The following is a 22,730-nucleotide window of genomic DNA, read 5'->3' as shown; positions in this document are numbered from 1 at the left end:
GCCTCGCACGCTGCGGGCGAGGAAGTCACCAAAGATGAGGGGGGAGCCAAGTAGCTTCATGGTGTCATCAGTCTCTGACGGCCGAGGCTTGCGTGAGCGCAAGTCCATATTCTTGTATGCGTAAACTGATTCTACACAGCGTAACCAGGTTTGTCCGTACTCTTATCAAATCCCCATTGCCCTGCCCCGCGCAAGGGGTTTGTTGCACAGGTAGATGCCCAACAGGATGACCGCGCCACCCGCCAGCATCGGCATCGTCAAGGCTTCGTCCAGCAGCAACGCGCCACATATCACCGCTGTCAGCGGGTTGAGGGCGATGAACACCCCGGAGCGGGTCGCGCCGATGCGCCGGATGCCGTCGTAGTAACCAATATAGGCCAGGGCTGAACCCAGCACGCCCAGGTACAGCAGGCTGTACCACTGCGCCAGCTGCAGCGCGCTGAAACCTTGCAGCGTCAGCCGACCGGTGGCAAGGGTGGCAAGGGTCAACATCAGCGTACCCCACAGCACCGACCAAGTGACGGTTTGCACCGGCCCCAACGTCTGGTTGAGTTCCCGGGACAGCAGCGAATAGGCCCCCCAGGCCATTACGCAGCCCAGGATCAACAGGTCACCGACCCAAGCGTTGCGGGCCCCCTGCATGAGGTTGGGATTGCGGCTCACGATCACCATAGCCGCCCCCAGCAGGCACAGCCCGATACCCAGCCACTTGGCCCGGCCCAGGCGCTCCTTGAACAACAACCAGGACGCCAGGCCGATCACTGCCGGGTTCAATGCCACGATCAACGACGCCCGCGACGCATTGATGTAGTGCAGGCCATAGAAAAAACACAGGTTGTAGAAAAAGATGCCGCATAGGCCCAGCAGTACCAGCCGCGCCATTTGCCCTGTAGTTGGGCGCGCCAGTGGGATGCGCGCACAAGCCAGGAACAGCAGCAACGCGAGGCTGGCCAGGATAAACCGCAGGCAGGCCGCGAGCAGCGGGTCCACGTGATCGGCCAGAAAGCGCCCGGCGACGAAGGTCCCGCCCCAGATCATGGTGACGGCGGCCAGCTTCAGGTAAGTGAGGCCTTCGCGGGCATGCATAAGAATGTGCTCAACGTGAGAAAGGATGGGACTATTCTTTTACTAATGATCAGTCATCGTAAAACAAGGCTTTACTCATGACCCTGACCCAGCTGGAAATCTTCTCCCTGGTCGCCGAACTCCGAGGTTTCACCAGTGCGGCGCATCGCCTGGGCATCAGCCAATCGGCGGTGTCCCATGCGATCAAGGCCCTGGAGCAGGAACTGGGGGTGGAGTTGTTTCGCCGGCACCAGACCTTGGTGGAACTGAGCGATATCGGCGCGCAGTTACTGGGGCGCGCACGGGGCATGCTGGGCCTGGCCAACACCTTGCAGCAGGAAGCCGCCGATGCCCGCGGGATGAAGCGCGGCACATTGCGTATAGGGTCGTTCGGCCCCACCGCTTCGAACCGTTTGCTACCGACCATTCTCAGCCACTTTCGAAGGGACTATCCGGGTATCGAGGTGCATGTAGACGAAGGGCCGGACCGGCAGGTCATTCAATGGCTGGATCAGCGCCGGGTGGATGTGGGCTTCGTGGTACTGGAGCAGGAACGCTTCGACACCGTGGCCCTGCTCGAAGACCAACTGGTGGCGCTGATACCGGTCGGCCATGCCTTGGCGGCAAGCATGGCGGTACCTTTGAAAGCGTTGTGCGATGACCCGTTCATCCTAACCGAGGCAGGCTCAGCAGAGCTGGTCACGCGTTTGTTTGGTGAAGCGCAGTTGCAACCTAAAGTGCGTTATCGCTGCACTCAGCTACTCACTACCCTGGAGGCGGTCAGTCGCGGCGACGGCCTGAGTATCGTGGCCCAGGGCTCACTGCCGGCCGATGCCGACCAGCGCTACGTTGCCCGCCCGTTGTCGCCGGGCGTACCGCGCCGCATAGGCCTGGCGGTGCTGGATCGCCGCCAGGCCTCTCCCGCAACCCTGGCGTTTATCGCACTGGCGCAAACGCTGTACCCTGATTCCGGGGCTCACCGGTAACTCAGGGTAAACGAGGCCAGGCCGTTGGCGGTCCCAGGCTTGATGGTCGACGCGGTTTGAACGTAACGGGCGGTCAAGGGAATCGTCAGGGCGCCGTTGCCCGTGTTTGCGACCTGCCATTGGTTCGGGTTGCCCACGCCGGAGGAATCAGGCCCATAGCTTACCAACCGATCGCCACTGAGCAATTGCAGGGCAACGCCACGGGCGTGCGAGTTGCGGGTCAAGGACAACTGGTTACTGCGGTTGCCGGGTTCCGTCTGGTCAGTCACGGTGATCCATACATCCAGGATGCCGCCGGTGCCGCCGGCACAGTCCAGGGTTATGTTGCGACTAACGCTGCCGGCGCTGCTGCCGACTCCCTTGAAATCACGGCTGGGCACCTGCCCCAGCGGCATTGCAAGCGACGGCGTGGTCACCCGGCAAGTTGGCTTTTGCGGCGGCAATATCACCGTATCGGCAAAGTTGACCGAGGCAGCGCCGGGGCTTTCGATGTTGACATTGGTCAGCATATACCTGGCGACTGTGTTCCCAGGGATGGTGCCCGAGGTGATCGGGCCCGTTGCCACCAGATACACGCGCCCTTGCAGGCCCCAGCCATTGGGTTTGTTGTGCTTGGTGTCCAACAGCGTGACGCCGGTGTGGGTGATGACCTTCAAATGCTGGGACGGATCCCCGGCCATCATGACGAACCCGACGCCAGGGTAGCTGGTCGCATAGACGGGCAACGTCAGCCCATTTGCGTTGAACGTCATGCCGGTTGCCGGCGAATTGACCACGCTGAGGTTGGCCGACACCGGCTGCGACAATGGCCAGTCGGTGTAGCGGCACCGCATGACAAAGCCATTGCCGGCGAAGTCATAGCCACTTGGGTAGCCAATCGCCTCGCCCACCTGCAGGTTGTTAGGCAGGGTGATGGGCGGGACGAACAGCGTCACCGGGGCTTGGGGGGTACAGACGCCTGCATTGAAATGCGCCTGTGCGCCCATCGCGACTGCGCAAATACTCAAGCACACGCCAATCTGTAAAAACCTGAACATAAATTGCCGGACACCGTTCATATCGCCAAATCCTTCGTGTGCCCCAAAGACACTGTGTGCGTACGCGTCATGCCATGGTCATCCAGGGTGGTAAATCGCAGCGCGACCGTACCCTGCCCCCACGGCGCCCTGCCCTCCAGCACGATGCGGGCAACCGAACGCGGCAACAGCATCGGCGGGGCCGCACTGTGGTACTCGACGCCATCGACGGTCAGCAATACGCTGGAAAGCGTCACATGAAAGGCACTGGGATTGCGCACCTGCAGGACCGGGCCGTCGCCCGCCAGGCGCCACTGCAACGTATCCACCGCCTGCTGTGCTTGGCCTGGCAACGCGTCCGGGCGCAGGAAGAGCTTGATCCGTGTGCGAAAGGCAAATTGCAGCTGGTTGCCGGTGTCGACAGACGGGCGGATCCCTAGCACATTCAGCCAGTACACCAACTCCTGAGGCACGGCCATGGCCTTGTCTTGGGTCGCGTGGTACATCACCCGCAATGCGCGGTGCTTGCCGGCATCCAGGCGCAGGATCGGCGGGGTCACCGTAAAGGGCACATCACTGGACTCGGGCGCGACCTGCGGGTCGCCCGCATCGATCCACACCTGGGCCAATCGCGGGCCGTCGGCCTCATTGTGCAGGTTGACCGTTACCCCAGCGGCGCTGGCCGGGTAAATGATGCGCGTGCGGTCAATGACGATTTCCCCATGGGCCAATACTGTCTGCACCGCCAGGGCCAGGCCAAGCAGCGCGCGGAGCAATCGATGAGTCATCAACTGCGCTCCTCGTCCGCATCACCATGGTCGGCACATTGACTGACCAACTGGTCCGCGCTTTCCTGGCGTTGCTCGGGCCTGCGCGGCGGCAAACGGTAATGGATGAAGCACTGGTCAGCCGCCCCTGCATTCCAGCGCACCGTCAACCGCCCCTGGTCGGCAACCCCGCGCACAAAAGCCTTGCCAGCCTGGCCGATCACGCCGATTTCGACGCCGCGCTCGTCAAACACTTGCGCGGCAAATGGCAACGGCTTGCCACCCAGATGAGTGGCCTTGATCACCACGGCACGGCCACTGACGGTCTCGAACCTGACCAGTGAGACGGCTCCCAGCGTCGGCACCACGGCGTGACTCGATTCCTTGAGTTCGACATCCATGGGCATGCCCTCGGGATCGATATCTACTTCATTGCGCTGATAAGCCCTGAGGGCTGGCAGCACCGCATAACCCTGCTTATCGATACGCGCCCCGCTGCTGCCGAGCCGGGCACCTTGTGCATCCGGCGCATACACCAGTGCCGAGGCTTCACCGAGGTTTTGCGCGAAGGTCACGCCACCCTCGTGGGCTATCAGCCCGCCATCGGCACTCATGGATAGTTGCGAACTGTCGCGGGCCTGGGCGTAGCCGGCCCGCAGGCTCGCAGCCCGGCTGCGATAGCCCGCGTAGGCATTGAAGCTGGAGCCTTGCTGGTGGCCCGTGCCACGGCTGCCAGTCAGCCCGTAGCTGGCTTCACCGGTGTCACCCAGCAAACCATTGATTCCCACCTGATGCTGGCTGCCGCGTGAATCGCCAGCATCGTGCGACAGGCTGCTGCTCAGGGTTGGCGCACGCGTTCCTGCGCCCAATGGCATGGACAGTGTCAGCACCAGGTGATTATCCACGCGCCCGGCTTGCGCCGACCGGCCAAAAAAGATTTCGTCGCTGCGCTCGTGATCGTTCAATTGATGGGTTTCACTGACACGCGAGCGCTGCGCCGAAAGGTTCCAGTTGAGTGACTTCCAATTAGCCGCATAACTGAGGGTGAAGGATGTCTGGCGCCCTTGGCGGCCCGCCCAGTAGTCGATGGAGCTGCCATACAGGCTCAGCGAGCCTGCGCCCAGCTGCTGGCTGATTGTCAGGTCGAGGCGGCTTTTCTGCCTCGCGTAACTGTTGATACTCCCGCCTTGGCGGGCCAGTTCCCGCACATTGAGCGCATCAGGCAGGTTCAGGTACCCAGCCGTGGAGAAACGATAGGCGCCCAGCGCAAAGTGCGTTCCCGAGAACGGCAGGTTCTTGTTATAGGCCAGGCCCCAGCTTTGCCCGCCGACTACGCCCAGCCCCTGAACCTGAGTGCGCGAGTAGGTGCTGTCGAGGGAGAACGCGCCAATCGGAGTGCTCATCGCCAGGCCGGCCTTGGCCTGGCCGTAGCCTTGGGAAAGCGTACTGCCACCATAGGCGCTAATACGATCGCCCAGGCCATGCTGCAGCGTACCCTGCAAGATCAGCGGGCTGGCATCGCTGACGCCGTATTGCTGCAACTGCCCCAAGGTCACGCTGTAGTGGCTGGCACCGTCACGCAGCAGGTAAGGCACCACGGAGTAAGGCACCACGAAGCTGCTGCGCCGGCCGTCGACCTCGGTGACGCTGACGTGTAGGTCGCCGCCGTACCCGGTGGGGTACAGGTCATCGATGACAAACGGCCCCGGGGCCACTGTGGTTTCGTAGAGGGTGTAGCCGTTCTGGCGCACTGTCACCGTGGCATTGCTGTCGGCAATGCCTCGCACCTGAGGCGCATAGCCTTGTTGCGACTGGGCAAGCATGCGGTCATCGGTGGCCAGGGTGATGCCGCGTATACGCACACCGTCGAGGATCTGGCCACTGCTGAAGCTGTCGCCGACGGTCAGTTGTGAACGCCAGGCGGCAAGGGACCGTTGCAGGTAGGTGGCGGTGTGTTGATAACGCGCCAGGCCGCTACCGGATGCCCATGCCTGCCCACCCTGATGGCGTAGCCGCCAGTCGCCCAGGTTGAGACCGCCGTTGAGGCCCAGGTAGCCACGATCCTCACCGGCGCCCGCTGTCGCCGTCGCGGCACTGAAGTTGTAGTTGAGCAGCGCGGCGTCAATGCCATTGTCCCATTCAGACGGGTCAATGTAGCCGCGCGCGGAACGGTTGATATAGATCTGCGGGATGCTGACATCCAGGGTCAGGGTCTCGATATCGACGCGGCTGCTGGCCATGGGTATCCACTCGGCAAAATCCCGGCAGGCATGCTCGGTGTTATCCGCCAGCGCCTGCACAGAAACCCCCAGTTGGCCAAGCTCGGCAGCGTTCAGGCACGGCTGGGCGTCGTCCTGCCCGGCAAAGGGGGCGAAGGTGATCTCGCGGCGTCCCATCGATTGTCCGTTGAGCATCACATCTACGCGGTAAACACCTGGCGCCAACACGTTGCTGGTATTGAAGCGTGAGATATCTGCCGAAGAGGACAGGCCGCTGGCGAACGCCTCGATGTCAAACACCAGTGGCGCGGCTTCTGCCGACATCAATAAGGTACTGAGCAGGCCCAGCCACAGCAGTAAGCTGGGGTTGGCAAACAGCCAGGCCGTAAAGCGGTGAACGGGTATTTGCAATAAGGCATACATGATCAGAACTTCAGGGGAGCACGCTGCGGCACGGAGAATGCGCCGTAATCATTGATGTATTTGAAATGCACCTGGGCGTCGGCGGGTATTGCTTGTGCGACATCCCTGACGGGCAGCTTCAGGCTGCCGCCGGGGGGCACCATGCCCTCTCCCGCCGGTAACAGGCGAGCACCCGGGCCCGAGCCCATGGCCAAGGCAACCTCATTGAAGGTCACGTGATAAGCCGATGGGTTGTGCACTTCCAGTAGCGGTCCCTGGGCACTCCGGTGCAGGGTCCAGCGTAAGTGGGTGGGCGCCTCGTCCGCGGAGCCCGGCAATTGGGCCGGGCGGAAAAACACTTTGGTGCGGATACGAAAAGCGAACTGCAGGTGGTTCGAAGGGGCCTCTTGCGGGCTGCCCTGTGCCACGTTGACCTTGGGCGGTATCTCCAGGGCGTTGAGCCAGAACAACGATTCGCGGTCATCAGGCAGTGGGTCCTGGGTATACACCAGTCGCACTACCTGGCTTTTGCCCGCGTCCATGCGAAACACAGGCGGCGACAGGCTGAACGGCACGTCGCTGCCGGTGGGGTCTTGCGCCGGGTCGCCCTGGTCCAGCCACACCTGGACCAGGCGCGGCGCTCGCTGATCGTCATTGGTCAGGCGCAGCGTGATTTCTCGACGCTGCTGCGGATAGATGTGCCGCGTGCCGTCGATCACTACGCCGGCGTGAGCGGCGGACAGCAACCCGACACTGGTCAGCAGTGCGCTCAGCAGGGGGGTCACTAGCAATGTCCGGGCAAGCATTTCGTCTGTCCTTGCCTGGCGCACGGCCAGGCAACGGGGCCTCGATCAGGGGAACGTCACCGAATACAGCACTTGCGTACTGACCGGGCCTGGCGTAGCAGTGCCCGTGGCAATGTATTGGGCAGCAAAGGGCAGCGACACCTCGCCGCTTGCCGGGACTTTCGCGGGGCTGGAGTTCTGGCCCAGGCGCAGATCCATGGGCTGGTGGGTGACGCCATCCACAAGTTGCACCTCAACGAGGGTGGCAGGCGTCGGCTTGGCGGGTGCCTGGTTGACCAGGTTACCGGTCGCCGGATTGATCGCGGGGCTGCTGCTCTCATACATCACGGCGACCGTCGTATCCTTCGGGCAGGAACCGACATGGATGTAATAGGGTTTCGCCCCGGCAGTCTGGCCGGGCGCCTTGAGCGCGCTGGCCTGGACCTTGTTGAGTGGCACCGAAAAGTCCGGGCTGGTGCCGGGCGCAGAGCCCGTGCCACCGCTGATGCTGCAAGTGGTGCCGGTGATTTCACCGGTCAAGGTGATCTTGCCGTCTGCGGCGACAACAGGCAGAGCGGCAACGCCGGTGACCGCCAGAAATACAACGGCCAATGCGATAGTTTTCATTACAGATACTTCCTCGTGAATGTCAGTGAAAGAGTTGCAAGCCATGACTCATCAATCGAAGGGCGAGACGCGGCCCTCCCGCCAAAATTGGGCTGAGCGGCTATGAAAGAGGCTGTAGGGATTAAGGGCTACCGAGCCTCTTACGTTTTGCAATGAAGTTTATGTTGCCAAGTTGAAGTGCCCGCCACAACTGACCGAACGGCTAGGTCAGTAGGCGTTAAACAAGTGAGCAGCCCCGTGCAATGCCATCTATCATCGGCAGAGCCCACTCTCTTTTTCACGATTGACTGCTCCCATGCCCCTGACCGTCAAAGGCCCAAGAAGCCGAGCCGCACGCTATTTCATCAGCACCCTGTGCGGGCTGCTGCCCATTCTGTTGGGGGTGGTAATTCTTTACTGGCAAGCCGAACGCACGCTCGAGCAAAGCACAGCGCAAACCGCTCAAGAAGCGGTGCGCCAGTTCGACCTGATGCTGGACAATACCGCCATCGCTGCCCAGGCTTTGCTGCCGCTGGCCGGTAAACCTTGTGACAGCGTCGCCAAGTTGGCGCTACGTGAACAAGTCACGCGCCGGCCGTTTGTGCGGGCCACGACGCTGTCCTGGCAGAAAAACATCTATTGCAGCTCGTTGTTTGGCGGTCGCTACCAATCGCCCGTCAACCCGGACGACTATGTCGATGGGCGCCTGTGGTTGATGAATGGCAACCCCGTTACACCCGATACCGCGCTATTGGTGTATCGCCTGGTGGAAGGCGATCAAGGCGCGTTTGCCTCGGTTGACGGTTACCACCTCACCAACGCCTTGCGCCTGATCAGCCGTTACGCGAACTTGGTATTGCACGTCGGCCCGAACTGGCTGGGTGCCGACGGCAAGGTGCATCAAGGCGCGCTGCCGGTATTTGCCGTGGCGCCACAACGCCTGGCTTCCGAGCGCTATCAATACAGTGTCGAGGCAGGGATGCCCGAGGGTGAAGTCTGGCGCTACATGCAGGCGCGGTATCCGGCGCTGTTCAGCCTGGTGGTGTTCTTCGGGATATTGGCGGGGCTGCTCGCTCACTGGCTGCAAAAACGCTCGTCCGCGCCGACCCACGAGTTACAACGCGCCCTGGGAGCCAATGAGTTCATTCCGTATTTCCAACCGGTGGTACGGGGTGACACACGCCAATGGGCCGGCTGTGAGGTCCTGATGCGCTGGAAGCATCCCAAAGAAGGCCTGGTGCGCCCGGACTTGTTTATTCCCCTGGCCGAAGACTCTGGCCTGATCGTGCCGATGACCCGTGCCCTGTTGCGCCAGACCGCCGCGCAATTGGCGCCTCATGCTGCACGTTTCAGCCCTGGCTTTCATATCGGCGTGAACATCACCGCGCGCCATTGCCAGGACATGGCACTGGTGCAGGACTGCCGGGAATTCCTCGCCGCGTTCCCACCCGGCCAGGTCACCCTGGTGCTGGAGTTGACCGAGCGGGAACTGATCGAACCCACCGAGACCACCCGCCGCCTGTTCGAGGCGCTGCATCAAATGGGGGTCATGATCGCCATTGATGACTTCGGCACCGGCCACTCCAGCTTGGGCTATTTGCGCAATTTCAATGTCGACTACTTGAAGATCGATCAAAGCTTTGTCGCCATGATCGGTGCGGATGCGTTGTCGCGGCATATTCTAGACAGCATCATAGAGTTGTCGGTCAAGCTGGATCTAGGCATTGTTGCCGAAGGCGTAGAAACAGCCCAACAGTGTGAATACCTCGTTGCCCAGGGCGTGGATTTCCTACAGGGTTACCTGTTTGGTCGACCATTACCCTGCGATGAATTCATTAAATCGTTGGGTATCGTTGAATAGCCGTGTACGACCTACCATGAAAGATTGGTCTTTCTTTAAAAGACATGATTTACTCGAGATGAATTAACTACTACAATTTTTTCTGCCTGTGCAGAACTCGCAGAAGGGTCTTTTTCGTTGACGTGGCTTAACGTTCTTGGCTTATAGCTTTGTCTGCAGTTGATATCAGCAACTACATTATTGGAGTATAGATTTTGTCCAGACTCGCCGAATTTCGCGCAGCAGAAAAAGCCCTTCAAGAACAGCTTGCCCAGCTGGAATCCTTGAAGAACGACGCTGGCCTGAAGAAAGAAATCGAATTCGAAGAAAAGCTCAAGACGCTGATGGGCAAATACGACAAAAGCCTGCGCGATGTGATCGCCATCCTCGATCCAGCGCCACGCAAAGGCGGCGCACCGGCCGCCTCCGCGCCCAAACAGCGCCGCGCACGGGTGGTCAAGGTTTACCACAACCCGCACACCGGCGAGCTGATCGAGACCAAAGGTGGCAACCACCGCGGCCTCAAAGCCTGGAAAGAGCAGTACGGCGCCGCCACTGTAGACTCCTGGCTTCGCGGCTGAAACATGTACTAAAAAACAGCCCCGCATACGCGGGGCTTTTTTTGCTCTAACGGTTCGGAATCGAACTTAACTCAGCGTTCATGTTGTTCACATTCGCTCAGCCTGAACCTGTCAAAGTTTCAGACTGTTACGCACCAGACTGACTTCCGCCTTGCTCGCCTCGTACGCTTGCGCCTGGCCCGCGTATGAAAAAACATAGGCTTTGTCGACATCCAGCGCACCGACTAATGTTTGCGACAATACGTGTCGACCGTTCTCGGTAATCACACAGGTAGTTTCCAGCGCATCAAGACGACTCAATGTCGTGGGGTGCATTTTGCTGCACACGCTTTGATAACCGCCGCGGGCAAAGTCTTTCTGGATCGACTTGCGCATCTCCAGCAACACGCCGGGAAGATTAACTTTATGGCCGACCTCAATCGGCGTTCCGGTCAACTCCATCACCATCAACGTGGCGCCATTTTCATCATTCTTGATCGCTCGCTGCCGGGACACTGCTTGGGGTTTGGCAGGGAGCTCGCCGTCAGGCACGACTTCCTCGACCTGCCAACCGCTGGGCCAATGGACTTCCGGCTCGGCGGCCAGCACAAACGGGCTGCCCAACAACACGCACACAGCACTCAACAGTGGCCTACGAAACTCGATCATTGCAAAAACACCCAAGGTTCCAGCCGCAAAGTGTGCGGCCCGGCACGCGCTGACTGCAAGGGTTAGGCGCGCTTTTTCATTTGGCGCAGCCGGTGCGGCTTGCGTATCATGGCCCGCCTGCATGGAAGCAGGCCGCATGCCAATGGACCGCTCATCTCACATTTTTTCTGGAGGGCCCATGAGCCTGCACGAATTGAACACCTTCCCGGGCGTCACTGCCCCACCCGACAACGCCACGGCGAACTTTGTGTTCAACCACACCATGTTGCGGGTCAAGGACATCACCAAGTCGCTGGACTTCTACACGCGCATCCTGGGTTTCTCCCTGGTCGAGAAACGTGACTTCCCGGAATCCGAATTCAGCCTGTACTTCCTGGCCCTGGTGGACAAGGCCCAGATCCCGGCCGACGCGGCCGAGCGCACCCAGTGGATGAAGTCGATTCCGGGCATCCTCGAACTGACCCACAACCACGGCACCGAAAACGATGCCGACTTTGCCTACCACAACGGCAACACCGACCCGCGTGGTTTTGGCCATATCTGCATCTCGGTGCCGGACATTGTCGCGGCGTGCGAACGTTTCGAAGCCTTGGGCTGTGATTTCCAGAAGCGCCTGACGGATGGCCGCATGAAGAGCCTCGCGTTCATCAAAGACCCGGATGCTTATTGGGTTGAAATCATCCAGCCAGCACCGATGTAATAAGCACTGCGTGACGCGGAGCGTCACCGGATGCATTCCCACGCGGAGCGTGGGAACGAGAAAAACCCCATGATCGCTCATGGGGTTTTTTATTTGCAGCCAGGATTACGCCGGAGCAGAGGTACGGATCAAGTGATCGAACGCGCTCAACGAAGCCTTGGCGCCCTCGCCTACTGCAATCACGATCTGCTTGTACGGCACGGTGGTTACGTCACCGGCGGCGAACACGCCAGGCAGTGAAGTCTCGCCACGGGCATCGACAATGATCTCGCCACGCGGCGACAGCTCTACGCTGCCTTTGAGCCAGTCGGTGTTGGGCAGCAAGCCAATCTGCACAAAGATGCCTTCCAGGTCGATGGTCTTGAACTCACCAGTGTCGCGGTCCTTGTAGGCAAGGCCGGTGACTTTCTGGCCATCGCCTTTGACCTCACTGGTCAGCGCGCTGGTGATCACATCCACGTTCGGCAGGCTGTAGAGCTTGCGTTGCAACACGGCATCGGCGCGCAGCTTGCTGTCGAATTCGAGCAAGGTGACATGGCTGACGATACCGGCCAGGTCAATGGCCGCTTCCACGCCGGAGTTACCGCCGCCGATCACCGCCACACGCTTGCCCTTGAACAGCGGGCCATCGCAATGCGGGCAGAAGCACACGCCCTTGGCCTTGTATTCCTGCTCACCGGGCACACCCATCTCTCTCCAGCGGGCGCCTGTGGCCAGGATCACGGTCTTGGACTTGAGGGTCGCACCGCTTTCGAAGCGAATTTCGTGCAGCTCACCGGCATTTTTTGCCGGAATCAAGCTACTGGCGCGTTGCAGGTTCATGATGTCCACGTCGTACTGACGCACATGGGCTTCCAGTGCGCTGGCCAGTTTCGGCCCTTCGGTTTCCTGTACCGAGATAAAGTTCTCGATGGACATGGTGTCCAGCACCTGGCCACCAAAGCGTTCAGCCGCCACACCGGTCCGAATACCTTTACGTGCCGCATAGATGGCAGCCGAAGACCCGGCCGGGCCACCGCCAACTACCAGGACGTCGAAGGCATCCTTGGCGCTGATTTTCTCCGCGGCTTTCTCGATACCGCTGGTGTCGAGCTTGGCGAGGATTTCTTCAAGGCCCATACGGCCCTGGCCAAAGTTGACCCCGTTCAAGTAGACACTCGGGACCGCCATGATCTGGCGCTCATCGACTTCAGCCTGGAACAGCGCGCCATCAATCGCAACGTGGCGGATGTTCGGGTTCAGCACGGCCATCAGATTCAGCGCCTGGACCACGTCCGGGCAGTTCTGGCACGACAGCGAGAAGTAAGTCTCGAAGCTGAACTCGCCTTTGAGGGCGCGGATCTGTTCAATCACCTCGACACTGGCCTTCGACGGGTGGCCACCGACTTGCAGCAGGGCCAGCACCAGCGAAGTGAATTCATGGCCCATGGGGATGCCGGCGAAACGCAGGCTGATCTCGGCACCCGGGCGGTTGACGGAGAACGATGGCTTGCGCGCATCATTGCCATCGGTGTTCAGAGTAATCAGCGTGGAGAGGCTGGTTACGTCCTGCAAAAGAGCAAGCATTTCCTGGGATTTCGCACCGTCGTCGAGGGAGGCGACGATCTCGATCGGCTGGGTGACCCGTTCCAGGTATGACTTCAACTGAGCTTTAAGATTGGCGTCCAACATACGGGCGATTTCCTGTTCATTCGGTTTATTGCAGACAAAAAAACGCCCGAGCGAATCTCGCCCGGGCGTTTTGAGGGCGGATGCAGCTTACTTAAGTGCGGATACCCGCCCTTGATACGCGTTCACAGACTTAGATCTTGCCGACCAGGTCCAGAGACGGCGCCAGAGTGGCCTCGCCTTCTTTCCACTTGGCTGGGCACACTTCACCCGGGTGGGCGGCAACGTACTGAGCAGCCTTGATCTTGCGCAGCAGCTCGGAAGCGTCACGGCCTACACCACCGTCGTTCAGTTCAACGATCTTGATCTGACCTTCCGGGTTGATCACGAAGGTGCCGCGGTCTGCCAGGCCAGCTTCTTCGATCAGTACGTCGAAGTTGCGGGAGATGGTCAGGGTTGGGTCGCCGATCATGGTGTACTGGATTTTGCCGATGGCTGGCGAAGTGTTGTGCCAGGCAGCGTGGGCGAAGTGGGTGTCGGTGGAAACGCTGTAGATTTCGACGCCCAGCTTCTGGAATTCGGCGTAGTTGTCAGCCAGGTCTTCCAGTTCGGTTGGGCAGACGAAGGTGAAATCGGCTGGGTAGAAGAAGACAACCGACCACTTGCCTTTCAGGTCAGCGTCGGTCACATCGACGAAGCTGCCGTTTTTGAAAGCGGTGGCTTTAAACGGTTTTACTTGGCTGTTGATGATAGGCATCGTTGACTCTCCGTCAGGGGTTAAGAAGTTGATGAGGTGAATCCTACCGGCTCTCTCGGTCGATGGCTCATTGGCAAACCTGATGCTGACGATTGGGTTTCTCTATCAGGTGACGCTATTAATAGAAAAAATCTCAAATCAGCGCTTGGGTTGCCAGGGTCATGCCTAGAAACGGCGTCGCTTCAACATAGCGCATCGCAGATTTCATGTCGTTCCAGCCGACGTAACTCATCAGCGACTTCAAATCCCAACCACTGCTATGCGCCCAAGTGGCGAAACCCCGACGCAGGGAGTGGCTGGTGTATTGATCGGCGGGGATGCCTGCGCGCTCAAGGGCCTGGCGCAATAACGGGATCACACTGTTGGGGTGCAAGCCCTCCTCACCCAGGTTGCCCCAGCGGTCAATGCCGCGAAACACCGGGCCGCGCACCAACGCCGAGGCGCTGAGCCACTCGCTATAAGCCTGCACCGGGCACAGCCGCAGCAACGCTGGGGTCTGGTAGGTTTTGCCGAGGTTGTCACGGTCACTTTTGCTGCGGGGCAAGTACAGGCTGATGCCTGCGCCTGGCACGGCCTGCACGTGCTCAATGCTTAATCGGCACAGCTCATCACTGCGAAAGCCGCGCCAGAAGCCCAGCAGAATCAGCGCAGCGTCGCGCTTGGCCCGCAGCAAGCGCGGCTGGTCGTGATGCTCGCTGGCCTGTTTGGCTTCAATGTCCAGGGCAGCGATTACTTGCTCCAACTGCGTGAGCTGCAAAGGCTCGGCCTGCCGCTCACGCGCCGGGTGCACAGCGCGGATGCCCTTGAGCACCTTGCGTACCACCGGCGCCTTCGTCGGGTCGGCAAACCCTTGGCTGGTATGCCATTGCGCCAAGGCCGAGAGCCGCAGTTTCAAGGTGTTGACTGCCAATACCCCGGCATGCGCCACGAGGTAGCGCGCCACACTCTCGCTGGTGGCCGGCAGAAACCCTCCCCAACTGACTTCGAAATGCTCGATGGCTGCGCGGTAGCTGCGGCGCGTGTTGTCGCGGGTGGCGGCGTTGAGATATCGATCCAGGTCGCTCATAGGCGTCTTTTCGTACTGCTGAAGGGTGTATGGCTGATCAAAATGCTTATGACACGGGATAATACGCCAATATCCCATCTGTTAAATCATGAATTTAAACGAGTTATTAATCGTGATATAGTATGTATATACATACCACGTACCACAGTACTAAATCGACGGAGACCCCATGGCTCGCGGCGGCATAAACAAAGCAGTAGTGCAAACGGCACGCCTGGCGATCCTCGCCCGTGGCGAAAACCCCAGCATCGATGCGGTGCGTATCGAAATGGGAAATACCGGCTCGAAAACCACCATTCATCGCTATTTGAAAGAGCTGGACGAAAGCGAGACGCGCCAGACCATCACCCAAGCGCCAATTGATGATGAGCTGGGCGAGCTAGTCGCACGCCTGTCCCAGCGCCTGAAAGAGAAGGCCCAAGAGCCGATCGACCTGGCCCTGGCGCAATTCGAGCAACAAAAAGCCGCCCTGCTCGCCCAGGTAGAAACCCTGGAAGAAGCGCACACCCAGCTCAAACAGCAATTTGATATCCAGGCCGCTGCCCTCGCTGAAGAAAGCGCGGCGCTGCAAACCGCCAGCACCAGCCTGCAGACCGAGCAAACCCGTAACGCCGGGTTGAGCCAGGCGTGCAGCGACTACGAGCTAAGGCTCAACGACAAAGACGAGCAAATTCGCTCACTGGAAGAAAAACACCTGCACGCCCGCGATGCGCTTGAGCATTACCGCACTGCCATCAAGGAGCAGCGTGAACAGGAACAGCGTCGCCATGAGGGCCAGTTGCAACAGGTACAGGCCGAATTGCGTCAGGCGCAGCAAAGCGCACTGGTGCGCCAGGACGAAATCACCCAACTGCATCGCGACAACGAGCGCCTGCTGAGTGAGCAGCGAGTGACAACCAAGGAATTGAATACGCTGCAGGAGCAAGCTCGCCAGGACCAGGCGCTACAGCTGAAACTCAAGGAGCAGCTCAGCCAGATCGACAGCGAACGCACCCTGCTCCAGGAGCGCCTACGGGTTGCCGTGCTGGACAGCCAATCGCGCCAAGCGTCACTGCTGGAGTATCAGCAGCACAACAAGGCGCTTGAGCTGGACCTGATCAAGGCCCAGGCAAGCATCGAAGCCCTGCGCCTGGCGACCGTCGTTGCAACGGCGCCAGAGGCGGCAGAGCCAACCTGATCAGTCCGCTACAGGCGTGCGCATGGTGACGAATTCTTCCGCCGCCGTAGGATGCACGCCGATGGTTTCATCGAAATGCTGCTTGGTCGCGCCCGCCTTGAGCGCGATCGCCAGCCCTTGCACGATCTCACCCGCATCCGGGCCGACCATGTGGCAACCCAGTACTTTGTCGGTGTCGGCGTCGACCACCAGCTTCATCAAGGTCTTTTCCTGGCAATCGGTCAGGGTCAGCTTCATCGGCCGGAACCGGCTTTCAAAGATCTGCACGTTGTGGCCATTTTTGCGTGCATCTTCTTCTGTCAGGCCGACTGTGCCGATATTCGGCAGGCTGAATACCGCCGTCGCGATATTGGCGTAATCCACCGGACGGTATTGCTCGGGCTTGAACAACCGCCGCGCCACGGCCATGCCTTCAGCCAGGGCCACCGGCGTCAGTTGCACACGACCAATCACATCGCCAATCGCCAGGATCGACGGCTCGGCGGTCTGGTAGAGATCATCCACCGCGACGAAACCGCGCTCGTCCAGTTTGACCCCGGTATTTTCCAGGCCCAGGTTATCCAGCATTGGACGGCGGCCAGTGGCGTAGAACACGCAATCGGCTTCCAGCACGCGGCCATCCTTCAAAGTGGCCTTGAGGCTGCCGTCGGCCTGTTTGTCGATGCGCTCAATGTCGGCATTGAACTGCAAGTCCAGGCCGCGCTTGGTCAGCTCTTCTTGCAGATGTTTGCGCACCGAACCGTCAAAGCCGCGCAAGAACAAGTCACCGCGATACAGCAATGAAGTGTGTGCGCCCAAGCCGTGGAAGATGCCCGCGAACTCAACGGCGATATAACCACCACCCACTACCAGCACGCGCTTGGGCAGCTCTTTAAGGAAGAACGCCTCATTGGAGCCAATGGCGTGCTCGCGCCCTGGAATCTCAGGGATCTGCGGCCAGCCGCCTGTGGCGATCAGGATGTGCCTGGCAGTGAAGCGCTCACCGTTGATCTCCACCTGATGGGCATCGACCAGGCGTGCATGCCCTTCATGCAGGCTCACGCCACTGTTGACCAACAGGTTGCGATAGATACCGTTGAGGCGGTTGATCTCACGATCCTTGTTGGCGATCAAGGTCGCCCAATCAAAGTTCGCCTCGCCCAGGGACCAGCCAAAGCCGCTGGCCTGCTCAAAATCTTCGGCAAAATGCGCGCCGTACACCAACAGTTTCTTTGGCACGCAGCCGACGTTCACACAGGTGCCGCCCAGGTAGCGGCTCTCGGCCACAGCCACCTTGGCGCCAAAGCCCGCGGCAAAGCGCGCCGCGCGAACACCACCGGAACCGGCGCCAATTACATACAGGTCAAAATCGTAGGCCATTTCACTCTCCTCGGCAGTACACCAGCATACCGACTTACATGGGGCTGAAAAACGAAAAAGCCACCCGAAGGTGGCTTTCGCTTAAAACGTGCCGGCAAGCGTGGATCAGTAAGCCTTGCCCGTCTTGTAGAAATGCTCGTAGCAGAAGTTGGTCGCTTCGATGTAGCCCTCAGCGCCGCCGCAGTCGAAACGCTGGCCCTTGAACTTGTAGGCAATCACGCAGCCGTCTTTGGCTTGTTTGAGCAGAGCGTCGGTGATCTGGATCTCGCCACCCTTGCCTGGCTCGGTTTCCTCGATCAGCTTGAAGATGTCCGGCGTGAGGATGTAACGACCGATGATCGCCAGGTTCGATGGCGCGTCTTCCGGCGCTGGCTTCTCGACCATGTCGCGTACGCGGATCAGGCCATCGCCAATATCGTCGCCGGCGATAACACCGTACTTATTGGTTTCGGTTGGATTGACTTCCATCACCGCAACGATGGTGCAACGGTATTTCTGGTAGAGCTTGACCATCTGGGTCAGCACACCGTCGCCTTCCAGGTTGACGCACAAGTCATCCGCCAGGACCACGGCGAACGGCTCGTCACCGATCAGCGGGCGACCGGTAAGGATGGCGTGGCCGAGACCTTTCATCTGAGTCTGACGGGTGTAGGAGAACGAGCACTCGTCGAGCAGTTTACGGATACCGACCAGGTATTTTTCCTTGTCGGTGCCCTTGATCTGGTTTTCCAGCTCATAGCTGATGTCGAAGTGGTCTTCCAGCGCGCGCTTGCCACGACCCGTGACGATGGAGATCTCGTTCAAACCGGCATCCAGAGCCTCTTCCACACCGTACTGAATCAGTGGCTTGTTCACCACTGGCAGCATTTCTTTGGGCATGGCTTTGGTCGCTGGCAAGAAGCGAGTGCCGTAACCGGCTGCTGGGAACAAGCATTTCTTGATCATATGAGTCCTTACAAAGGGCTGTACGTACGGAATTCGGCGCAGTCTAATCAGGCCGCAGTCACCTTACAATGGGGTCCTGCTGGCGTTGCGATGTCATCATAGAGAAAAAATGTCGGCGTAAGTTCCGCCGATCCTGCAATGGGTGTCACCAACGGTTAGTCAGAACTCGCATCGACCCCTTGTTTGCAAGGGCTGCAATGGTTTTAGCACGCTTTTGCACCCCTGGCACTGACCCGCAACAACTTGCGCCCTGCCCCGGCATTTGGCGCTATCATGGGCGCCTTGAACCAAGACCACGAGATTGCCAACAGATGTCAGAACCAAAAGGTGTAAACGGCTACCTGATCACTAAGCGAGCAGACGGCTGGCACTTGATCAATTTTCACGGTGACAGCGTTGCCGGCGTATTCGAGTCCGAAAGCATGGCGATCGCCGTCGCCGAAGTGTTTGTGGATGAGGCAGGCCATGCATCGAGCAAGCGGCCGAAAACCAAGTAAGCCTCTTTGCACTGCTTGGAAAGCCCCGTTAAACGGGGCTTTTTTGTTTGTCTGTACCTAGATGGCAGTTCGCTATAATCTTCAACAACGCCACGACAGTGTCAGCGCGCCCTTCCAATACCCTCGATGACGACCCCCTCTATGAAAAAAATCCTGGCACTGACCGCGGTACTGGCACTCGCCGGCTGCACCACCGCCTCCGACACCCTGCTGAAAAATGGCGAGCAAGGCCTGACCATCGACTGCTCGGGCGAGGCCAATTCATGGGCCAGTTGCTACGAGAAGGCGGACGCCTCCTGCGCGGGCACCGGTTACCGCATCGTCGGCACCAATGGCACGCCGGCACTCAAGGAAAGCGACAAGACCCTGGGCCAGGACGTGGGCAACTTCAAAGGCCGCAGCGTGGTGGTGGTCTGCAAGTAACGCTGCTACAGGTGCACTTCAGCGAACTTGATCCCCAGGCCCCGCAGGATTTCGATCAGGTCATCCAGGCGAGCAAATGATTCGACCTCATCCTGTTCGTCCACCAGGAAGTAGCTGCGCCCGCCGCTCTTCTTGAAAAATACGATCCACTCGCCCAGATCGGCGGGGTTCTGGATGACATGGGTGGCCGAGATCTGCCCTTCGGCATGGCGGGCTTTGACGTGTTCTCGTTTCATAACGGGCTTTCCAGAAAAACAAATGCCGCTCAAACCCCGGGTTTGAGCGGCATCTTTATAGTGAATGCCCGACAGTTTAACGGATGCATACCGTCCCTGCAGGGTAAGGGCTTTTTTTATCGGGTGTGAGGGATGAGTCTGGAGCTCAACCGGAAATGCATTCTTCCCCAGCCTTCTTCACGTCGCCTGGGCGGATCGGCACATTGGACATGCTTTCATAAAGCTTGATGCTGCTACCGCTGGAGCGGTCTTCGATTTCAAAGATCGCCGACGGGTCTGCCGAGAACTTCTGCGGCACGATCACCTGAATGCCGTCTTTATGGGGCTCGATCTGCGGCGGCCGACGGGTCGCCTCCAATTTGCGTACCACACACGCCGCATATTCCTGCGGTTTCTTCCCTGAGATGACCACCAATGTTGGCGGGGTCTGCTTGATATCTGCAACCGAAGCACACCCACCTATTGCCAAGGCCAGCACCAACACACTCCACTTCATACAAAAACCTCCGATAAAGACCCTACGACAGCGGGGATGGTAATTTTCTCCCACCAACGTAGGATTTATCTGTGATAACTCGGTAAATAACTGTTTTAAATTGTCGAAGTCGTCGACGACGGCCCGATAATAAACGCGCTGGGGCTGATAAACTCCATCTTAACCTACGTATCGTTCTGATTTTTCAGAAAAAGCCCTTCTGGAGACACCCCATGAAATTCATCCACCAGCGTGAGCACCTCAACGAGGGAGACATTGTCGTCATCGAATGCTCGCAGACCTGCAATATTCGCCTGATGAGCGATGCGAACTTTCGCAGCTTCAAAAATGGCGGCCGCCATACCTACCACGGCGGCGCATTTGATAAATTCCCGGCCAAGATCACCGCGCCCAGCACCGGGTTCTGGAACATCACCCTGGATGTGGTGACCCGTCGCGCCATCAGCGTGACCCGCAAGCCTGCGTTGTCCCACAAGATTCGTATCGTTCGTCGTACCAGCAGCAAGCTGAGCTGACCCGAACACCTGACAGGAAAAAAGCTGTGACCACCACAACCAAATACGTCATCAAGTACAAGCTCAACGGCGAACGCCGCTTTGAATTTGCCCAGTTGCAAAACAACAGCATCGAAGAAGCCAAGCAAGCCTTGGCAAAAATTCATGATGCCAGCGACGAAATCACCGACATCAACGTGAGCAAGGCGCTGTAAGCCATGCCTGGCCCTACCGCCGATTTGTTTGCCGACGAGGCCCTGCAACAGCCTGCCGGGCGCGAGCAAATTGGCGAAGAGTCCTATGTACTAAGGGGCTATGCCCTGCCCTGGATCGAGCGGTTATTGCCTGAACTGCGGCGTGTCCTGGCTCAATCACCGTTTCGGCAGATGGTCACCCCCGGCGGCTTTACCATGTCGGCGGCGCTGAGCAGTTGCGGCGAACTGGGCTGGACCACCGACGCCCATGGCTATCGCTACAGCCCACTCGACCCGCGTAGCCAGCAACCTTGGCCCGTCATGCCCGACACATTGCGCCAACTGGCGGTGGCTGCGGCTACCGAGGCCGGCTTTGGCGGTTTTCAACCCGATGCCTGCTTGATCAACCGTTACGTACCGGGGGCGAAGATGTCCCTGCATCAGGATAAGAACGAGCGCAGCTACAGCGCGCCCGTGGTGTCGGTGTCCCTGGGGCTGCCGGCGATTTTCCTGTTCGGTGGCCATGCGCGCAGCGACAAAACCCAAAAGGTCTCGCTGTTTCATGGTGATGTGGTGGTGTGGGGCGGCGCTGATCGCCTGCGCTTTCATGGCGTGATGCCGATCAAGGACGGCGTGCATCCGGTCATGGGCCCGCAGCGCATCAACCTGACCTTTCGCACCGCCGGTTAATTTGACCGCAAGCTTCGGAGTGTCGATTGCGAGCGGCAGGCTTAATCTGCTCCTGAACCGTCAAGAGTGCAGGCCATGAACAACGAACACGATCCGCGCTGGGCTGCCATTATGGCCCGTGATGCCAAGGCCGACGCCTTGTTTGTCTACGGCGTGAAAACCACCGGCGTGTATTGCCGCCCCAGCAGCGCTTCGCGTTTGCCGCGCCCGGAGAATGTCGAGTTTTTCGACACGCCGGCGCAGGCCGAAGCCGCCGGTTATCGTCCCAGTAAACGCGCTGCCGGCGACCAGACCCAGTTGGCCGCTCACCATGGGCAATTGGTGGCCGAGGCCTGCCGGCAAATCGAACAGGCCGAAACCCCGCCTAACCTGGACATGCTCGCCCGATGCGCCGGGCTGAGTCCCTTTCACTTCCACCGCGTATTCAAAGCCAGCACCGGGTTGACCCCCAGGGGTTACGCCAGCGCCCTGCGTTCACGCAGAGTGCGCGACGGCCTCAAGGGCCAGCATTCGGTGACAGATACCCTGTACGACGCGGGCTTTAATTCCAATAGCCGCTTTTATGAAGCCGCCGACCAAGTGCTCGGCATGAAACCGCGAGATTACAAAAGCGGCGGCGCCAATAACACCATCCGCTTTGCCGTTGGCCAGTGCTCGCTGGGGGCGATTCTGGTGGCGCAAAGCCAACGTGGCGTGTGTGCGATTTTATTGGGTGATGATCCGGACAAACTGGTGCGCGACCTGCAAGACCAGTTTCCCAAGGCTGAGTTGATCGGCGCGGATCAGGGTTTCGAACAACTGGTGGCCCACGTCGTCGGCTTTGTCGAGGCCCCTGCCGTGGGCCTGGATTTGCCCTTGGACCTGCGCGGCACGGCCTTTCAGGAGCGGGTGTGGCAGGCGTTGCGTGAAATCCCTGCGGGCAGCACCGCCAGCTATGCGCAGATCGCCGAGCGTATCGGTGCCCCCTCCTCCTTTCGCGCCGTGGCCCAGGCTTGCGGTGCCAACCACTTGGCGGTGGCGATTCCCTGTCATCGCGTGGTGCGCAGCAATGGCGAGCTGTCGGGCTACCGCTGGGGCGTAGAGCGCAAGCGCCAGTTACTTGAGCGCGAAACCCAGCTCCACAAAACGCCGCTTCCGTCCAGTGAATAAAACAGACTGGCCGGGTGCTGATTG

General features: G+C 59.6%; 25 protein-coding genes. 11 read left to right on the top strand and 14 right to left on the bottom strand.

The genetic code is table 11. The features are described 5' to 3' along the window. Positions 1–165 precede the first annotated feature (165 nt). Positions 166–1,086, bottom strand: coding sequence for a DMT family transporter (locus tag GIV35_RS05195; protein ID WP_223023591.1), 921 nt, complete (start codon positions 1,084–1,086; stop codon positions 166–168). 77 nt (positions 1,087–1,163) lie between these two features. Here GIV35_RS05195 and GIV35_RS05190 point away from each other — a divergent pair, with 77 nt between their 5' ends. Next, complete coding sequence (locus GIV35_RS05190) at positions 1,164–2,051, top strand: LysR family transcriptional regulator (RefSeq protein ID WP_105226890.1); 888 nt, start codon at positions 1,164–1,166, stop codon at positions 2,049–2,051. On the opposite strand, the gene GIV35_RS05185 is transcribed toward GIV35_RS05190, so the two are convergent. The 5 genes from GIV35_RS05185 to GIV35_RS05165 are packed head-to-tail and all read right to left on the bottom strand — an operon-like array spanning position 2,042 to position 7,867. After that, the gene (locus GIV35_RS05185) at positions 2,042–3,088 is read right to left on the bottom strand and encodes a fimbrial protein (protein ID WP_236485880.1); all 1,047 of its coding nucleotides are present in this window, start codon (positions 3,086–3,088) and stop codon (positions 2,042–2,044) included. The genes GIV35_RS05190 and GIV35_RS05185 overlap by 10 nt on opposite strands. Positions 3,089–3,105: 17 nt before the next feature. Beyond that, positions 3,106–3,855 carry a fimbrial biogenesis chaperone gene (locus tag GIV35_RS05180; RefSeq protein ID WP_105226891.1) on the bottom strand — a complete coding sequence of 250 codons (750 nt, stop codon included), beginning with the start codon at positions 3,853–3,855 and terminating at the stop codon, positions 3,106–3,108. After that, positions 3,855–6,476: a fimbria/pilus outer membrane usher protein gene (locus GIV35_RS05175; RefSeq protein ID WP_223023589.1), complete on the bottom strand. Its 2,622-nt coding sequence runs from the start codon at positions 6,474–6,476 to the stop codon at positions 3,855–3,857. The genes GIV35_RS05180 and GIV35_RS05175 overlap by 1 nt, the downstream gene beginning before the upstream one ends. Positions 6,477–6,478: 2 nt before the next feature. Beyond that, the gene (locus tag GIV35_RS05170; RefSeq protein WP_105226893.1) at positions 6,479–7,261 is read right to left on the bottom strand and encodes a fimbrial biogenesis chaperone; all 783 of its coding nucleotides are present in this window, start codon (positions 7,259–7,261) and stop codon (positions 6,479–6,481) included. Between the two features lie 45 nt (positions 7,262–7,306). Continuing rightward, on the bottom strand, positions 7,307–7,867 hold the full coding sequence (locus GIV35_RS05165) for a fimbrial protein (RefSeq protein WP_054898434.1): 561 nt from the start codon (positions 7,865–7,867) through the stop codon (positions 7,307–7,309). Positions 7,868–8,162: 295 nt separating this feature from the next. Here GIV35_RS05165 and GIV35_RS05160 point away from each other — a divergent pair, with 295 nt between their 5' ends. Both GIV35_RS05160 and GIV35_RS05155 read left to right on the top strand, forming a co-directional pair. After that, positions 8,163–9,707 carry an EAL domain-containing protein gene (locus GIV35_RS05160; RefSeq protein WP_105226894.1) on the top strand — a complete coding sequence of 515 codons (1,545 nt, stop codon included), beginning with the start codon at positions 8,163–8,165 and terminating at the stop codon, positions 9,705–9,707. A 194-nt stretch (positions 9,708–9,901) separates the two neighbouring features. Then, a complete protein-coding gene (locus tag GIV35_RS05155; protein ID WP_223023588.1) occupies positions 9,902–10,267 on the top strand; it encodes a histone-like nucleoid-structuring protein, MvaT/MvaU family in 366 nt (121 codons plus the stop codon). A 111-nt stretch (positions 10,268–10,378) separates the two neighbouring features. Here GIV35_RS05155 and GIV35_RS05150 read toward each other — a convergent pair whose 3' ends face one another. Further along, positions 10,379–10,915: a DUF4946 domain-containing protein gene (locus GIV35_RS05150; RefSeq protein ID WP_200647876.1), complete on the bottom strand. Its 537-nt coding sequence runs from the start codon at positions 10,913–10,915 to the stop codon at positions 10,379–10,381. 178 nt (positions 10,916–11,093) lie between these two features. Between GIV35_RS05150 and gloA the strand changes: the two genes are divergently transcribed. Then, the gene (gloA, locus tag GIV35_RS05145; RefSeq protein ID WP_236264861.1) at positions 11,094–11,615 is read left to right on the top strand and encodes a lactoylglutathione lyase; all 522 of its coding nucleotides are present in this window, start codon (positions 11,094–11,096) and stop codon (positions 11,613–11,615) included. Positions 11,616–11,720: 105 nt separating this feature from the next. On the opposite strand, the gene ahpF is transcribed toward gloA, so the two are convergent. The 3 genes from ahpF to GIV35_RS05130 all read right to left on the bottom strand — a co-directional run bounded on the left by ahpF (position 11,721) and on the right by GIV35_RS05130 (position 15,046). Further along, positions 11,721–13,286 carry an alkyl hydroperoxide reductase subunit F gene (ahpF, locus tag GIV35_RS05140; protein WP_236264862.1) on the bottom strand — a complete coding sequence of 522 codons (1,566 nt, stop codon included), beginning with the start codon at positions 13,284–13,286 and terminating at the stop codon, positions 11,721–11,723. Between the two features lie 130 nt (positions 13,287–13,416). Then, positions 13,417–13,980: an alkyl hydroperoxide reductase subunit C gene (ahpC, locus tag GIV35_RS05135; protein ID WP_003191303.1), complete on the bottom strand. Its 564-nt coding sequence runs from the start codon at positions 13,978–13,980 to the stop codon at positions 13,417–13,419. 133 nt (positions 13,981–14,113) lie between these two features. Next, positions 14,114–15,046 (bottom strand): site-specific integrase, encoded by a 933-nt coding sequence (locus GIV35_RS05130; protein ID WP_236265587.1) that lies wholly within the window; start codon positions 15,044–15,046, stop codon positions 14,114–14,116. 169 nt (positions 15,047–15,215) lie between these two features. On the opposite strand from GIV35_RS05130, the gene GIV35_RS05125 reads away from it, so the two are divergent. Continuing rightward, on the top strand, positions 15,216–16,223 hold the full coding sequence (locus GIV35_RS05125; RefSeq protein WP_236265588.1) for a DNA-binding protein: 1,008 nt from the start codon (positions 15,216–15,218) through the stop codon (positions 16,221–16,223). Here GIV35_RS05125 and gorA read toward each other — a convergent pair whose 3' ends face one another. After that, positions 16,224–17,582 (bottom strand): glutathione-disulfide reductase, encoded by a 1,359-nt coding sequence (gene gorA / locus GIV35_RS05120; protein WP_236265589.1) that lies wholly within the window; start codon positions 17,580–17,582, stop codon positions 16,224–16,226. A gap of 105 nt (positions 17,583–17,687) precedes the next feature. Next, entirely contained in the window at positions 17,688–18,527 is an 840-nt protein-coding gene (galU, locus tag GIV35_RS05115) for a UTP--glucose-1-phosphate uridylyltransferase GalU (protein ID WP_003173830.1), read from the bottom strand. Positions 18,528–18,838: 311 nt separating this feature from the next. On the opposite strand from galU, the gene GIV35_RS05110 reads away from it, so the two are divergent. Together GIV35_RS05110 and GIV35_RS05105 are read left to right on the top strand one after the other, a co-directional pair. Then, entirely contained in the window at positions 18,839–19,024 is a 186-nt protein-coding gene (locus GIV35_RS05110; protein WP_034127495.1) for a hypothetical protein, read from the top strand. A gap of 141 nt (positions 19,025–19,165) precedes the next feature. Beyond that, complete coding sequence (locus tag GIV35_RS05105; RefSeq protein ID WP_003191312.1) at positions 19,166–19,447, top strand: hypothetical protein; 282 nt, start codon at positions 19,166–19,168, stop codon at positions 19,445–19,447. Positions 19,448–19,452: 5 nt separating this feature from the next. Here GIV35_RS05105 and GIV35_RS05100 read toward each other — a convergent pair whose 3' ends face one another. Continuing rightward, positions 19,453–19,683: a hypothetical protein gene (locus GIV35_RS05100; RefSeq protein WP_034127497.1), complete on the bottom strand. Its 231-nt coding sequence runs from the start codon at positions 19,681–19,683 to the stop codon at positions 19,453–19,455. 145 nt (positions 19,684–19,828) lie between these two features. Beyond that, positions 19,829–20,179 carry a hypothetical protein gene (locus tag GIV35_RS05095; RefSeq protein WP_003191317.1) on the bottom strand — a complete coding sequence of 117 codons (351 nt, stop codon included), beginning with the start codon at positions 20,177–20,179 and terminating at the stop codon, positions 19,829–19,831. A 212-nt stretch (positions 20,180–20,391) separates the two neighbouring features. On the opposite strand from GIV35_RS05095, the gene GIV35_RS05090 reads away from it, so the two are divergent. The 4 genes from GIV35_RS05090 to ada all read left to right on the top strand — a co-directional run bounded on the left by GIV35_RS05090 (position 20,392) and on the right by ada (position 22,706). After that, the gene (locus GIV35_RS05090) at positions 20,392–20,694 is read left to right on the top strand and encodes a DUF1883 domain-containing protein (protein WP_003191319.1); all 303 of its coding nucleotides are present in this window, start codon (positions 20,392–20,394) and stop codon (positions 20,692–20,694) included. A gap of 26 nt (positions 20,695–20,720) precedes the next feature. Then, positions 20,721–20,888: a hypothetical protein gene (locus tag GIV35_RS05085; protein ID WP_087149541.1), complete on the top strand. Its 168-nt coding sequence runs from the start codon at positions 20,721–20,723 to the stop codon at positions 20,886–20,888. Between the two features lie 3 nt (positions 20,889–20,891). After that, a complete protein-coding gene (gene alkB / locus GIV35_RS05080; RefSeq protein WP_198716168.1) occupies positions 20,892–21,557 on the top strand; it encodes a DNA oxidative demethylase AlkB in 666 nt (221 codons plus the stop codon). Positions 21,558–21,632: 75 nt separating this feature from the next. After that, entirely contained in the window at positions 21,633–22,706 is a 1,074-nt protein-coding gene (ada, locus tag GIV35_RS05075; protein WP_202691751.1) for a bifunctional DNA-binding transcriptional regulator/O6-methylguanine-DNA methyltransferase Ada, read from the top strand. Positions 22,707–22,730 lie beyond the last annotated feature (24 nt).

It is taken from the genome of Pseudomonas sp. PA-1-6B (genome assembly GCF_021609545.1).
GTDB lineage: Bacteria > Pseudomonadota > Gammaproteobacteria > Pseudomonadales > Pseudomonadaceae > Aquipseudomonas > Aquipseudomonas fluorescens_BV.
This window is presented reverse-complemented; position numbering and strand designations above follow the sequence as displayed.